The 15457-nt window shown below is 36.4% G+C and carries 13 protein-coding genes and 1 tRNA gene; 11 read left to right on the top strand and 3 right to left on the bottom strand.

Annotation, left to right across the window (positions count from 1 at the left end; genetic code table 11):
- Positions 1-19 precede the first annotated feature (19 nt).
- Positions 20-1312, top strand: a complete 1293-nt coding sequence (obgE, locus tag PEPE_RS05480; protein WP_002833437.1) for a GTPase ObgE — start codon at positions 20-22, stop codon at positions 1310-1312.
- 74 nt (positions 1313-1386) lie between these two features.
- On the opposite strand, the gene PEPE_RS05475 is transcribed toward obgE, so the two are convergent.
- A complete protein-coding gene (locus tag PEPE_RS05475; protein ID WP_011673513.1) occupies positions 1387-1677 on the bottom strand; it encodes a hypothetical protein in 291 nt (96 codons plus the stop codon).
- Positions 1678-1801: 124 nt separating this feature from the next.
- Between PEPE_RS05475 and rnz the strand changes: the two genes are divergently transcribed.
- Genes rnz through PEPE_RS05455 form a run of 4 tightly spaced genes read left to right on the top strand, consistent with a single transcriptional unit; the run spans position 1802 to position 6386 of the window.
- Positions 1802-2728 (top strand): ribonuclease Z, encoded by a 927-nt coding sequence (rnz, locus tag PEPE_RS05470; protein ID WP_011673512.1) that lies wholly within the window; start codon positions 1802-1804, stop codon positions 2726-2728.
- Between the two features lie 17 nt (positions 2729-2745).
- Positions 2746-3531, top strand: coding sequence for an SDR family NAD(P)-dependent oxidoreductase (locus PEPE_RS05465; protein WP_011673511.1), 786 nt, complete (start codon positions 2746-2748; stop codon positions 3529-3531).
- Positions 3532-3544: 13 nt separating this feature from the next.
- Entirely contained in the window at positions 3545-5866 is a 2322-nt protein-coding gene (gene recJ, locus PEPE_RS05460; RefSeq protein ID WP_011673510.1) for a single-stranded-DNA-specific exonuclease RecJ, read from the top strand.
- A gap of 1 nt (position 5867) precedes the next feature.
- A complete protein-coding gene (locus PEPE_RS05455; RefSeq protein WP_002833433.1) occupies positions 5868-6386 on the top strand; it encodes an adenine phosphoribosyltransferase in 519 nt (172 codons plus the stop codon).
- Between the two features lie 470 nt (positions 6387-6856).
- Here PEPE_RS05455 and PEPE_RS05450 read toward each other — a convergent pair.
- Positions 6857-6944, bottom strand: a tRNA-Ser gene (locus PEPE_RS05450).
- A 196-nt stretch (positions 6945-7140) separates the two neighbouring features.
- Here PEPE_RS05450 and nfsA point away from each other — a divergent pair.
- Positions 7141-7878, top strand: coding sequence for an oxygen-insensitive NADPH nitroreductase (gene nfsA / locus PEPE_RS05445; protein ID WP_011673509.1), 738 nt, complete (start codon positions 7141-7143; stop codon positions 7876-7878).
- Positions 7879-7918: 40 nt separating this feature from the next.
- Here nfsA and PEPE_RS05440 read toward each other — a convergent pair whose 3' ends face one another.
- A complete protein-coding gene (locus PEPE_RS05440) occupies positions 7919-8818 on the bottom strand; it encodes a DMT family transporter (protein WP_011673508.1) in 900 nt (299 codons plus the stop codon).
- A 353-nt stretch (positions 8819-9171) separates the two neighbouring features.
- On the opposite strand from PEPE_RS05440, the gene PEPE_RS05435 reads away from it, so the two are divergent.
- The 5 genes from PEPE_RS05435 (at position 9172) to PEPE_RS05410 (ending at position 15448) form a co-directional block, all read left to right on the top strand.
- Positions 9172-9504: a hypothetical protein gene (locus PEPE_RS05435; RefSeq protein ID WP_171030544.1), complete on the top strand. Its 333-nt coding sequence runs from the start codon at positions 9172-9174 to the stop codon at positions 9502-9504.
- Positions 9505-9701: 197 nt separating this feature from the next.
- On the top strand, positions 9702-10994 hold the full coding sequence (locus PEPE_RS05430; protein ID WP_011673507.1) for a uracil-xanthine permease family protein: 1293 nt from the start codon (positions 9702-9704) through the stop codon (positions 10992-10994).
- Positions 10995-11067: 73 nt separating this feature from the next.
- A complete protein-coding gene (prmA, locus tag PEPE_RS05425) occupies positions 11068-12018 on the top strand; it encodes a 50S ribosomal protein L11 methyltransferase (RefSeq protein ID WP_011673506.1) in 951 nt (316 codons plus the stop codon).
- A 9-nt stretch (positions 12019-12027) separates the two neighbouring features.
- Positions 12028-12765 (top strand): 16S rRNA (uracil(1498)-N(3))-methyltransferase, encoded by a 738-nt coding sequence (locus PEPE_RS05420; RefSeq protein ID WP_011673505.1) that lies wholly within the window; start codon positions 12028-12030, stop codon positions 12763-12765.
- Positions 12766-13216: 451 nt separating this feature from the next.
- The gene (locus PEPE_RS05410) at positions 13217-15448 is read left to right on the top strand and encodes a RelA/SpoT family protein (protein WP_002833426.1); all 2232 of its coding nucleotides are present in this window, start codon (positions 13217-13219) and stop codon (positions 15446-15448) included.
- The last annotated feature ends 9 nt before the right edge of the window (positions 15449-15457 follow it).

Below are 15457 nucleotides of genomic sequence, written 5' to 3'. Positions count from 1 at the left end.
AAATATTTAGGAGAAAATAATGTTTGTAGATCAAGTTAAAATTAATGTTAAAGCTGGTAACGGTGGGAATGGGATTGTAGCTTTCCGTCGTGAAAAATATGTTCCCAACGGTGGACCAGCTGGTGGCGATGGAGGCCGTGGTGGTAACGTCGTCTTAAAAGTTGACCCAGGTCTTAGAACTTTGATGGATTTCAGGTATCGTCATAAGTTCAAGGCGGATTCTGGGAAAAATGGGATGAATAAACAAATGACGGGACGTAGTTCTCAAGATCTCGTAATTTCCGTACCAGGTGGAACAATTGTCCGCGATTTAACCACAGGACGTGTAATTGGTGATTTAACCGATAACGGACAAGAATTAGTGGTGGCTAAAGGTGGTCGTGGAGGCCGTGGAAATATGCGTTTTGCTAGCCCTCGAAATCCTGCTCCCGAAATTTCTGAAAATGGGGAACCTGGAGAAGAAATTGAATTACAATTAGAACTTAAGGTTTTAGCGGATGTTGGATTATTAGGATTTCCATCTGTCGGTAAATCAACACTACTTTCAGTAGTAACGAGTGCGAAGCCTAAAATTGCGGAATATCATTTTACGACCTTAGTACCTAACTTAGGGATGGTTCAATTGGATGATGGTCGTGATTTTGTTATTGCTGACATTCCTGGTTTGATTGAAGGAGCTTCTCAAGGTGTGGGATTAGGTTTTGAATTCCTACGTCACGTTGAACGAACACGGGTCTTACTTCATTTAGTAGATATGAGTGGGATGACGGAAGAAGATCCATTCACTAATTTCCGTCAAATCAATGAAGAGCTAAAAAAATATAATCCTGAATTGTTGGAACGTCGGCAAATTATTGTTCCGACTAAAATGGATTTACCTGGATCCGATGAAGAGCTTAAGAAATTTGAAAAACAAGTTCGAGCTGATGAACGTTATGCTGATTTTGAAATTTTTCCAATTTCTTCTATCACCCATAATGGACTTGAAAAACTAGTTGCTCGAACTGCAGATGTATTGGAAGAAATTCCACAGCATTCATTAATTGCTACTTCTGACGAAGAAACTGAAAAGACATATGAATTTAGTTCAGAAAAAGACTTTACCATTGAAAATATTGATGACGTTTGGGTTATTGAGGGTGAAAAGATTGAAAAACTCTTTAAGATGACTGATACAACGCATGATGAAAGTCTTTTACGCTTTGCTCGTCAAATGCGTGGCATGGGAATTGATGATGAATTACGTCGCTTAGGTGCACGTAATGGAGATAGTGTTCAAATTTTGGACTTTGTATTTGAATTTGTAGAATAAAAATTATTAAAGTCAGTGGTAAGTACAGAAAGGAATGTTTAATCTTAAACAATTCTGTTCTCATCACTGACTTTTTACTTGATTACTAGATATTGATCACGTAGATAATATCCAAATGTATGAGTTTTTAGTTTGGTTTCGGGGTTGAACAATAATATTTTAGCTTCTCTTGGTGCTTCAATAGTTTTGGTTCGAAATTGACTAAGGGGAAACCGATGAGGATTTAAAGTTAATGTAAGCAATATTTCTTTTTGAAGGGTATTAACGATGATTCCTGAAACAAAAAATAATTGTTCTTGATCCCCCTTAAGAATTAAGTGGGAACGTAATTCGGCCGTTGATTTTATGAAATTATTTAAATTCAAAAAGAAACCTCCTTATTTAATAATACTTATATAGCAAGGATATCTTAGAATTATAGTCGATGCTAGTGATACAATTAAAAGTATTGTAAAATGGATTGTTAAGTCAATAGATATAGGTGAAAATATGCAACTTGAATTTTTAGGAACTGGAGCCGGAAGTCCCGGTAAATTCCGTAATGTTACTAGTGTAGCATTAAAATTATTAGATGAAAGTAATGAAGTTTGGCTTTTTGACTGTGGTGAAGCAACCCAGCATCAAATCTTAAAAACTAATATAAAACCCCGTAAAATTGATAAAATATTTATTACCCATCTTCATGGTGATCATATTTTTGGTTTGCCAGGTTTCTTAAGTAGTCGTTCTAATCAGGGGGGTAGCGAAGAACTTACTATCTTCGGGCCAACTGGCATTAAAGACTTTGTGATGACCTCATTGCGCATTTCAGAGTCAAAACTTTCATATCGAATAAAATTTGTTGAAATAGCTCAAGAGGGCGTTTTATTTGAAGATCAAAATTATATTGTTAACGTTGCTGAGTTAGATCATCGAATTAAAAGTTACGGTTTTCGGGTAAAGGAAAAAGACCATCCAGGTGAACTTTTAGTCGATAAGCTAAAAGAATTAGCGATACCTTCAGGACCTATTTATGGTCAGATTAAGCAAGGTAAAGAAGTTACTTTAGATGACGGTAGAGTTATTAACGGGCAAGATTTCATTGGAAAACCTCAACCAGGTCGAGTAGTCACAGTTTTGGGCGACACACGACAAACGCCTAATATCGAACTTTTAGCTAAAGATGCGGATGCCTTGGTCCACGAAAGTACTTTTGGAAAACAAGAGGGAAGCTTGGCACGTAATTATTATCATTCAACTAATATTCAAGCTGCGAAAATTGCTAAGCAAGCTAATGCTCGGCAATTATTGCTAACCCATATTTCAGCTCGTTATACGGGAAAGCTCAGTAAGCAACTTGAAAGTGATGCAAAGGAAATTTTTAGTAATAGTAAAGTTGTTCGTGATTTTGACATAATTGATATTCCATTACCTTAAAAGTAGGAGTGATTTTAATGACAACGGCAGTAATTACTGGAGCAGGCAGCGGTTTAGGGCAAAAGATTGCAATTTTGAATAGCACTCGCTATGATAATTTAGTTTTAATTGGAAGAAACTCAAAAAAATTAAATGCAACGGCTGAAAAATGTATTGTTAAGGGTGAAAATAGAGTATTCTGTTTGGCATGTGATTTAACGAATGAGGAACAAATCCGTCAAACGGGAGCATGGATTGATTCACACCTTGGAACAGTCGATTTATTAGTTAATAACGCTGGGCTGGGATATTTTGAAAACTTGTTAAGTCAAAGCTTTGAACAAATTGAACGAACATTTGCGACAGACCTGACGGGGATGATTAAGTTTACACGCCTAATGTTGCCATTAATGGTGGATCACGTTGGAGAAGCTGCAGATATTGTTAATATTGCTTCTATTGCTGGTAAAATTGCGACGGCTAAAACAACTACGTACGCTAGTGCTAAATTCGGCGTGATCGGCTTTTCTAACGCACTTCGTCTAGAAATGTATGACCGCAACATCCGTGTCCACACAATTAACCCAGGACCAATGGATACTAATTTCTTTAGTATTGCTGATCCTAGTGGTAAATATTTAAAAGGTGTTCAACAATTCGTGATTAACGCGAATCAAGTGGCTGAATTGGTGAATAAGGCCATTATTGAAAATCTTAGGGAAGTTAATGTACCTAAAATAATGGGAGTGGGAGCGATTATGTACACCTTATTTCCTAAAATGGGTGATTTAATCGTTAATAGTCCCTTGATTAATCGAAAGTAGTTGGAGTTAATTAATGAAAGATAACAGATTTAATTGGCAAGTTAGCAAGTTAGATGATGTTGATATCGATCAACTGGCATCGGAAACCAAACTTAGCCAGACGATGGTTAAAATCATGGTCGCTAGAGGTTTTAAAACAGGCGAGGATATTCTCAGTTTTATTGATGAGGATATGTCGATTGTACATGATCCGATGCTACTGCACGATATGCAAAAAGCCCTTGACCGAATTTTTGTGGCGATTGAAAGCAACGAAAAAATTCTTGTATACGGTGATTATGATGCAGATGGGGTTACAAGTACGACCATTATGTATGAAACGTTAGATCAGTTAGGGGCTAACGTGCAATACTTTGTTCCAGACCGTTTTAAGGATGGTTATGGTCCTAATTTGAAGAAGTACCAACACTTCATTAATGATGAAGGGGTTCAGTTAATCATTACCGTGGATAATGGAGTTGCCGGAAATGAAGCAATCAAATTTGCTGAAGATCAGGGTACGAATGTTATTGTCACGGATCATCATGAAATACCAGAAGTATTACCGGAGGCATATGCAATTATCCATCCACGTCACCCAGAGGGAGCCTATCCATTTGGTGATTTGTCTGGAGTCGGGGTAGCTTTTAAGGTGGCAACAGCTTTACTTGAAGAAATTCCCGAAGAATTCCTTGACTTGTATGCAATTGGAACGACCGCTGATTTGGTTTCAATGACCGATGAAAATCGTTTTTTGGTAAAGATGGGATTAGAAATGATACCCAACACCCAGAGAATTGGCTTACAGAAGTTAATCGAAATATCAGGTGTTGATGTAAGTCATTTCGACGAGCAAGACATTGGTTTTACTGTGGCTCCGAGAATTAATGCTGTTGGTAGATTAGAAAATGCCAGCCGAGCAGTAGAACTATTAACAACTTTTGATGAAGAAGAAGCCACAACAATTGCACAAGAGATTAATAAGATTAATTCGAAGCGTCAGGGATTAGTTAGTGATATTTACACTGAAGCTGAAGAAATTGCCCTTGATGATGAGCATGCTAGCCGCCAAACGCTAGTTATTGCTGGACACGACTGGCATCAAGGAGTCTTGGGGATTGTTGCTAGTCGAATTGTCGAACGAACTAATAAACCGACGATTGTTCTTAGTGATCAAGGTGGTAATGGAATTTATAAGGGGTCTGGACGTAGTGTTGCAGCTCTAAATTTATTTGAAGCTATTAATCCTATCCGAGAAAAGTGTGTTGGGTTTGGTGGACATCATATGGCTATTGGAGTTACCGTAGAGGCTGACCAGCTTGCAACTCTAACTGATCAATTAGAAAAGGCGGCTCAATTAGTTAATTTAGATTTTAAGCAACAGCCGCAATTACAAATTGATTTAAAAGTAAACATTGAAGAATTAACTGAAAAGTTAGTTTCAGAAATGAAAATTTTAGGGCCGTTTGGGATGAATAACCCAGTACCTAAGTTTGAACTTGAAGACGTTCGTGTTAAAGAAGCAAAGGCAATTGGTAAAGATGGGGCACATTTAAAGTTCACGCTTGATGATGGTAATCAAAATATCAATGCTATTGCGTTTAAACGGGGTGAGTTAGCTGATGTCTTAAATAATGTTGCAAATCCCATTAGTTTGGTGGGAACCATCAATACTAACGAGTGGCGTGGTAATGTTTCGGTTCAATTTATGACGGATGATATCAAGATCGATGGTTTGCAAGTTATTGATCAACGAACCTCAAATTTGAATAAAAACTTATTTAAGAGTGACATGCAATATGTCTTTTTTAACCAAAAGTTAATGGATTTGATTCAAAGTCAAAATCTTAATCGTAAATTCTATTATTACAGTTCGTCAGCAATTGAGAAAAATGACACGATTGTATTAGTAGATTGTCCTGATAATCTAGCCAAAATGGCCGAACTTATCAAGGCTACGCAGCCGCAAAGAATCATTACTTATTTCTTTCATAACGTCGATTTCTACGCTAGTGGCATGCCCAGTCGGATTGAATTTAAGCAGATGTTTGGTATTGTTAAAACTCAAAAATTAACTAAAACAGATATCATGCAACTTGGACCAAAATTAAAAATAGATCAAGAGAAGATCAACTTCATGATAAAAGTGTTTTTTGAGTTGAATTTTGTTAAAATAGAAAACGGACTTCTTTTCATCAATGCTGAAGCAGAACAGCACCAACTTACTGAGGCACCGGCGTATAAGAAGCGTGAAGAATTAATTCAAACTCAGGAAAAATTACTCTATAGTAGTGGTGATGAACTATCAGCTATAGTTGAAAGACTGATGAATGTTGATAACAAAGGAGTGTCGTAAAATGACATTAGACTTACATGACTACGTTGCAAGTATTCAAGATTTCCCAGAAAAAGGTGTAACATTCCGTGATATTTCTCCTTTAATGGAAAATGGTGAGGCGTATCGTCAAGCAACAAATGCAATCATTAAATTTGCTAGAGATAAAGGCGTTGAAATGATTGTGGGACCTGAAGCACGAGGATTTATCGTGGGATGCCCGGTTGCCTATGAAATGGGAATTGGTTTTGCACCAGCACGTAAAAAAGGAAAACTTCCCCGAGAAACCGTTAAAGCTACTTACGGTCTAGAATATGGAAAATCAGAATTGTATCTTCAAAAGGATGCGATCAAACCCGGACAAAAGGTTTTAATTACTGATGATTTACTAGCAACGGGTGGAACAATCGCTGCTACGATTGAATTAGTTGAAAAATTAGGTGGTATAGTTGTGGGAACTGCCTTCTTTATCGAATTAAAAGACCTCAATGGCCGTGAAAAAATTAAAGACTATGATACATTAAGTTTGATGGAATATTAATTATATTCTCAAATATCTACTTATTTTAGCTTGCTAGTCCAATGACTAGGGAGCTTTTTTATTTAAAATGGTACAAAGTCGTACAAGTCTTTTTCTTGATAATTTAAGCGTTTATTCATCAATGTGCTTATTGTAGTTAGACATTATAAAGTGACAAAATCGACTAATGTAAATTTAGAATAAACAACTCTGGGTCTTGATAACAGTTAGATCAGGATATAAAAATTCTATACTCATTAAATTTATTAATCTACTAATTCTTTATGATTGGAATGTTTTTTGGTGAATTAGATAAAATGAAATTTTTCGAAAAATGCTCTTAAAATGGGAACCAACTTCTTAATTTCTAGTGGTTTTCTAATCGGAACTACAAAAACAAAAAAATAGCTTAATGCCTTGATATGAAAGGCTTTAAGCTATTTTATTTCTAACAAGCGGTAATTCTCGTTAGGGTCTAATAGATACTAATAAGGAGAGTACAGGATTTGAACCTGCGCGCCGGTATTAGCCGGGTCGTCGGATTTCGAGTCCGATGCATTACCACTCTGCCAACTCTCCATAACACTATAATTCTATCAAAAATAAAAAGGTAGTGCAATAGAGTTTAGACGTAATGGTTCAAACGCTTGTGGGGTAATATTCTAAAAGTTAATTCAAATGAGCTTAAACTAACTTTTTAAAAGTGTGCTAGAATTAAATATTATTTTTGAATTGCCTAAAAAGATTATTTAAGTTTAAAAAGAAGGATTTAATAATGCGAGATACAATTATTTTAATGCAACATCATACATCCGTGCGTAACTTTATGCCGGAACCACTTCCTGAAAGTGTAAAAAATCAATTAGTTTCGGCCGCTCAAAGTGGTTCATCTTCGAACTTTATTCAAGCAACTTCTATTATTGAAGTGACTGATCTTAAAACTCGTGAAAAAATCGCCAAAATTTCCAATAGTGATGCATACGTAAAACAAAGTGGGGCCTTTTTTGTTTTTATAGCAGATTTATATCGACAAGCTAATATCCTAAAGCAAGCCCAATTACCATTAGACGGGATTCAAAATATGGAATCTCTTCTAGTAGGAGTTGTTGATACGGCCATTGCAGGTGAGAACATGGCGATTGCTGCTGAGTCCCTAGACTTAGGAATCTGTTTTATTGGTGGAATCCGAAATGAAATGGATAGCATTAAGGAACTACTTGGTTTACCTAAATATACAGTGTCACTTTTTGGAATGACTGTGGGTATTCCAGTTCAAAAAAATGAAATTAAGCCACGTCTACCTAAAAAGAATATTTCTTTTAAAAACCGATATGAACCATCGGTTGCAGTAAATCTGGATAGTTATAATCAACAAACTCGTGTGTATTATGCTAATCGTTCAACTGCTCCCCAAAATACGGATTGGTCTCATAAAATGCTTCATTTTTTTGCCGAACCCAAAAGACCAGCAGTTGCTGAATTTCTTAAAAAACAAGGATTTTCACTGGAATAAAAAATGCATTACTAGTTTTAAAACTAGTAGTGCATTTTTATTAAACAATCTTTTTTCTAGTAGGTAAGGCTTGTAGAAATGCCGTAGTTAAAATTAATAACCCGCCGATTGTTTCAGCTAACCCAAAATGAACTCCCAATAAAAGGATTGAAAGTAATGTGGCAGTTAAAGGCTCAAAAGAGCTAAGCATCCCAGTCGTATCGGGCTTCAAATAATTTAAACTGCTTAAATAGAATAGGTAAGATAACATAGTTCCACCAACAATAATGTATACAATCAATAAGATAGAAGCAGGATCAATGGAGGCAGGGCGATTAGTTATGATTATCTTAGCAAATGGAATGCTTCCAATCAGCATGGCCCAACCAGTAACTAAAGCTGCATCAAAATTCTTAAGTAAGCGACGAGGAATCAAAGTATAGTTAGCTTGTCCAACACCCGCCATTAGTCCCCAGAATACTGCTAAAGGTGCTAAAGCAAGACTACCAAGGTTACCTTTAGTAACTAGTAGTAAAGTTCCTATTAGGGCCACAAGAATGGAAATAACATCAATTCGTCGTGGCAAAGTTCGACTTCCAACTGCCAAAGCAAGAATGATGAATAAAGGACCCATAAATTGAAGGATTGTCGCAGTAGCTGCATTTCCAAATTTGATAGCTAGAAAATAAGTTAATTGAGATGGAACCATACCAAGTAGGGCAAAGAGTATCAACCATAAAATATTACTTTTAGTATAAAAAATGGTAAAAATCTTCCTACCATTTTTTAAAAAACTATAAACGATTAACAGACTACCAGCCGTAAGTAGTCGAACTCCGACCAACCAAATGGGGTCAATTGACTGATGATGAAAAACAAATTGAGCGGCTGTTCCGGAGCCACCCCAGAGCACGCTACCTAAGATTGCAAATAACAAACCTTTTGTTTTATTTTGATTCATAAGAACACCTATCCGTATACTCAAATTCAATAATATCTATCATACGTGGATTTTCCATTAAAACAAAGCCTTTTTATAAAAGAATCAACTCCAATTAGAAAGTATTTCTATAAAATGTTTAAGATATTTACTTTTAAACTAATAAGAGAAGGATGGATGAATTTAGAATGGTGTTAATCTGTAAAAATAACAATAGAATGAAAAACAATTCTTGAAACGCTTTAAAAGTTATTAAAACGCCGATAATAGACATTCGAAAGCAACCTAATTATTTTACTTTTGCCTAGGAATGGGATAGAATGAATAATCATACATACGGAAGTTAAAAGAAAAATTAGTCGAGGTGATCAACAATTCTAAAGAAAACAAAACAATTTTTGAGAAGCAATAATCTACAATATAGTAAGAAATATATCCGGCCGATGATGACGCCAGGAAGTGTTTATGTTTTTAAATTTGGCAAAGATGAACTTAATAATCGAGCAATTATTAATTACACCCATACATGGACGGGTCGAATTAAAATTACTGAGATTGATTTACGTCTGCATGAACAAAAGCATCCTCGTATCTTTCGTCGAGAAAGTGATTTATTAGCTTATTTAAAGAAACATCTAACGGAAACTGATGGAGTTACTAACATAACACGCCGTAAAAAACATCATTCCAAAAAAATAAAAAAGTAAATTGACTATTGACGCCATTAAGTTTTATGCGTAGTATAGTCAATTAAAGAAAAGAAACCTTAATTTGGTCCTGTGAGGCCAAAAGGCTCAATTTGTTCGGTAGAACCTCGCACTTAACGGGGAATCATAGAATTTACTGAAGCCTCTTGGATCACATCGATCTAAGAGGCTTTTTCTATGAAAGGAAGTACGTGGTTATGGCAAAGAAAGAAGAATATCACAATCCTGAGGCAATTTTAGATATCCATGATAAAGTAAAGTTTCCTCAGTTGGTAGGCCTATCTATTCAACATATGTTTGCAATGTTTGGTTCGACCGTTTTAGTTCCAATCTTAGTGGGTTTAAACCCAGGAATCGCTCTTTTTAGTTCAGGTGTGGGAACGCTGTTATATATCTTGATAACCAGAGCTAAAATACCAGCTTATATGGGTTCTAGTTTTACATTTATTGTTCCAATGCTGGCGTTAATGAAAACAACGGGCTATCAAGGTATTGCACAAGGAACTATCTCAGTTGGGGTAGTGTATCTGATTGTGGCTTTGTTGATTAGTTGGATGGGTTCGGATTGGTTGGATAAGATATTACCACCGATTGTCGTTGGTCCAATTATTATGGTGATTGGTTTATCATTAGCAGGAACCGCTGCTACAGATGCAACTATGCGATCCGTTGGCAGTCAAAGCGTGTATGATATCAAATACTTCATTATCGCACTGGCAACACTGTTAATCACCATTGTATTTAATATGTATCTCAAAGGCTTTATTAGTTTAATTCCTATTTTGTTAGGTTTAATTGCTGGTTACCTTATCGCGCTTGTCATGGGAGTGGTCGATTTATCTACTGTTCAACAAGCTAAATGGTTAGTTGCTCCAAATTTTGAAATTCCATTTGTAAATTATCAGATGCACTTCAACATCGGGGCCGTATTAAGTATGATGCCACTGGCATTCGTAACGATGACAGAGCATACTGGCCACATCATGGTTTTGAATACTTTAACCCATCGTAATTTCTTTAAGGATCCAGGACTACACTACACACTTTCAGGTGATGGTGTGGCATCGATTGTAGCTGGTTTTATTGGGGGACCTCCCGTAACTAGTTATGGTGAGAATATTGGAGTACTTGCAGTTACAAAAGTTCACAGTGTCTATGTTTTGATGGGTGCAGCGGTGAGTGCAATTATCTTTAGTTTCGTTGGAAAATTAAGCGCATTGATTCAAAGTATTCCTAATCCAGTAATTGGTGGAATTAGTTTTCTACTATTTGGAACGATTGCTGCTAATGGTCTACGGATTTTAATTGATAATAAAATCGACTTTAATCAGAAACGTAATCTAATGATTGCTGCATCAATTTTAGTAATCGGTATTGGTAATGCTAGTTTTAATATTGGTAATCTAAGTTTCTCAGGATTAGCAGTGGCAACCGTTTTAGGAGTCATTCTTAACCTAGTCCTTCCTAAACAAGCTTTAAGTGAAAAATAATTTACTTTTCGTATATTTAAGCAAAATGGTATCATAGTATCTAAACACGAGATATTATAGGAGCTGATTTTGTTTGAAATGGACTGAAGTAAACGTCAAAACAACAAACGAGGCCGTCGAAGCTGTTAGCAGCATTTTCGATGGCCTCGATGCTGTTGGAGTGAAAATTGAAAATGCACTAGATTTTGAGAATTATCGAGCTAGTAATCCTGCAGAATTAATGGAATTAAAAGATATTCCACATATTACTGAAGGTGCAATCGTATCAGCATACTATCCAGACGATACAACAAATATTGACGTAATTTTAAGTCAATTACGTACTAAGGTGAATGCATTAGTTGACTTTGGACTTGATATTGGAGAAGCCAGCATTACGACGGTTGAAGTGCAGGATGACAACTGGGCTACAGCATGGAAGAAGTATTATCATCCAGTCCGCATTACCCGTTATTTAACGGTAAAACCAAGTTGGAGTGATTACCAAGCAAGTTTCAGCGATGAAAAGGTAATTAGCTTAGATCCAGGAATGGCTTTTGGCACGGGAACTCATCCCACAACTCGTCTTTGTCTCCAAGCTTTAGAAATGACGATGCGTGGCGGCGAGACACTTTATGATGTCGGAACTGGTTCAGGAGTTTTAAGTATTGCTGCTAAACACTTAGGAGCAAGTGATGTAGAAGCTTTTGATGTCGATGATATTGCAGTCGCAGCCGCTCAAGAAAACTTCGATTTAAATCCAATTGCTAAGGATATTAAAGTTAGTGCTAATGATTTATTGAAAGGGATTAATCGCCCTGTAGATACAATTGTTGCTAATATTTTATCCGATATTTTAGTACCATTGATTCCGCAAGCTAAGCAATTGCTTAATTCCAATGGATATTTCATATTATCAGGGATTATTGATGATAAACTAGAGTTAGTGATAGATACATTGATAGCCAATGATTTTAAAATTGAAGAAGTTCTACATTACGGTGAGTGGCGTGGCGTGATTGCTACTAATCGGAAAGATGATTAAGGAGAAACTATGCAAAGGTATTTTGTAAAACAGCCCCTTAAGATCCAAGCTGAACTTCAACTTTCGAAAGAAGATTCTCATCATCTGATTCGAGTAATGCGTACTGATATTGGTCAAGATGTGGAAGTTGTAGATCTAGATGGTAAAGTTTTCATTGCGGAAGTTTTGAAGAGTGGATCAATTGCAACTTTAAGAACTAAAGAAGATATTACTAAGTCAGTTGAACTACCAGTTGATATTACGATTGCGTGTGGAATTTCTAAGGGTGACAAAAACGAACAAATTATTAAACGCGGAACTGAAATGGGAGCTAAGCACTTTATATTTTTTGAGTCGCGTTACTCGGTAGCTCGTTGGTCAGAACCTAAAGTGGAGAAGAAATTAAAAAGACTGCGTGAAATTGCCAAAGGTGCGGCTGAGCAATCACATCGCCAGCTTATTCCTACGGTGGTATTTATTAAAGCGCCTGCACTATTTGAAACAACCATTGAGCATCGAATGGTAGCTTATGAAGAATCGGCTAAACAAGATGAACATGCTAATTTTAAATCGCTTCTATTGCAACTAAAGGCTGGAGACCAGCTTCTAGCCGTCTTCGGTCCTGAAGGTGGATTTGCAGAAGAGGAAATTCAAGAATTTACTGAGCATCAATTTGTTTTAGCAGGTTTAGGGCCAAGAATTTTAAGAGCGGAAACAGCTCCGATGTATTTATTATCAGCTGTATCTTATCAATTCGAGCTTAAGTAATAAGGAGAAAGACAATGAAAAAAATTAATAAATGGGGACTTTCTATTCATTGGCGATACATACTTTTCGCTTTCTTAATTGGAATTGTCCTTCCAATAATTTTAAAACTTTGCCATACGCCATCGGTAATGATTGTTTTATGGCTATTAATTGTATTTAATGTTTTGGCAAGTTACACGTTTGGAAATCTAATAAAATCAAATGGATTACATTTCATTTTTCTATTTGTTTTTCCTATTTTATATTTAATAGGGGCCTTTATTATTTTGCCTCATTATTCATATTATTTTACCATCGTATATTTATGTGTAGAATTACTGTCGTATAACCTTTCTAACGGCTGAATATTGCAATTTATTATCAATAAACGTATACTTAATTCAATAAAAGCGAAGCACGTAGTCATTTGATTCCGTGCTTTTATTGTATTTTGAGGTTGGTGGTGATATTAATGTCTAAAGAACCAGTGTTAACGGCAAATGAAGTAATTAAAATGTGCCAGGAGTACATGAACGAAGAACATGCGGCATTTGTTCAAAAAGCCTGTGATTTTGCGTCATATGTCCATAAGGAACAATATCGTCAATCGGGCGAACCATATATTATGCATCCGATTCAAGTTGCAGGGATTTTAGCCAATCTAAAAATGGATCCTGAAACGGTTGCAGCTGGATTTTTACATGACACAGTCGAAGATACACTGATTACCTTAGGTGATATCGAAGAACTTTTTGGTAAAGATGTGGCAGTAATTGTCGATGGTGTTTCTAAAATCAGTAAAATCAAATATAAATCAAATCAAGAACAGTTAGCTGAAAATCATCGGAAGTTGCTTTTAGCTATGTCACAAGATATCCGAGTTATTATTGTTAAGCTTGCAGATCGCTTGCATAACATGCGAACTCTACAACACTTGCGCCCTGATAAACAACGACGAATATCAAATGAAACGTTGGAAATTTACGCACCACTAGCCGAACGCTTAGGGATTAGCACAATTAAATGGGAACTTGAAGATATTTCACTGCGGTATCTAAATCCTCAACAATATTATCGAATTGTTCATTTAATGAATTCAAGGCGAAATCAACGTGAAGAATACATTGATTCCGCGATTTCAGAACTAAAATCAGCGGTCGAAGATTTACAATTAAAGCATACTGAAATTTATGGAAGACCAAAACACATCTATTCTATCTACCGTAAGATGGTCGATCAGCACAAGCAATTTAGTCAAATTTATGACTTACTAGCAATTCGAGTAATTACGGTGTCAGTTCGTGATTGTTACGCTGTGTTGGGTGCTATCCATGCTAAATGGAAACCAATCCCAGGTCGTTTTAAAGACTATATTGCAATGCCTAAGGCTAATATGTACCAATCTTTGCATACGACGGTGGTAGGGCCAGAAGGGCGACCATTGGAGATCCAAATTCGTACTCAAGCGATGCATCGTGTTGCCGAGTATGGGGTTGCTGCTCATTGGGCTTATAAAGAAGGCATTAAAGATGAGTTGGCTCAAAATACAACAGATGCGAAGTTAAACTGGTTTAAAGAAATTGTCGAACTTCAAGATGAAAGTAATGATGCAGCCGATTTTATGGAAGGTGTTAAAGGGGATCTGTTTGGTGATCGCGTTTATGCATTTACGCCTAAGGGGGATGTGTATGAGTTACCAAAGGGAGCTGGTCCACTAGACCTGGCTTATATCATCCATACTGAAGTTGGTAATCATGCTACCGGAGCTAAAGTTAATGGCAAAATCGTTCCTTTAGATTACACCATTAAAAATGGTGATATTGTTGAAATTTTAACTTCCAAAAATTCTGCTGGGCCGAGTCGTGACTGGATTAATCTAGTTTCTACTCGACGTGGACGGAATAAGATTAAACAATTTTTCCGCCAAGTTGATCACGAAGAAAATGTTGAAAAAGGACGGGACATCCTTGCTAAGCAATTGGAACAAACAGGGTACGATGTTTCTGATTTGATGGACGATGAACATTTAAAAGATGTTGCTAACCAAATGAACTTCTCCCAAATTAATGATTTGTTTGCTGCAGTTGGATTTGGTGATTTAGCTCCGGCGGGAATTGCTAATCGGTTAACCAAGGATTTACGTAAGCAAGCAGAAGAAGATCGCCAACGAGAAGAACAAAAACAATTGTTAGAAAGTCATCAAACAATCTCTAATGAAAGTAATGACGATCGTAAGAAAAAGAAATCTTCTTCTGAAGGCATTGTAATTGAGGGTGCGGATAATTTATTAGTTCGCTTAAGCCACTGTTGTAGTCCAGTTCCTGGGGATGAAATCGTGGGATATATTACTAAGGGACGAGGAGTTTCCGTTCATCGGGTCGAATGTCCCAACGTCCGTCAAGCTGAAGAAAATGGTGAACGCATTATTGAAGTTAGTTGGGAAAATCCTAATGATGAATCAGGAAATTACTCTGCTGACTTGGAAGTAGAAGGCTACAACCGTAATGGCATGTTAAATGATGTTTTGAAATCAGTTAATAACTCTACTAGAAATCTTTCATCAGTGAATGGAAAATTAGATCATAATCGGATGGTAGTAATCAGTATGACTATCGGAGTGCGAAATTTATTACATTTACAACGAGTTATGGAAAGCTTAAAAAATGTTAAGGACGTTTATGTGGTTAAACGTCCAACCCATTAGGAGTAATGT

This window comes from Pediococcus pentosaceus ATCC 25745, assembly GCF_000014505.1.
In the GTDB taxonomy this organism is placed as follows: Bacteria; Bacillota; Bacilli; order Lactobacillales; family Lactobacillaceae; genus Pediococcus; species Pediococcus pentosaceus.
This window is presented reverse-complemented; position numbering and strand designations above follow the sequence as displayed.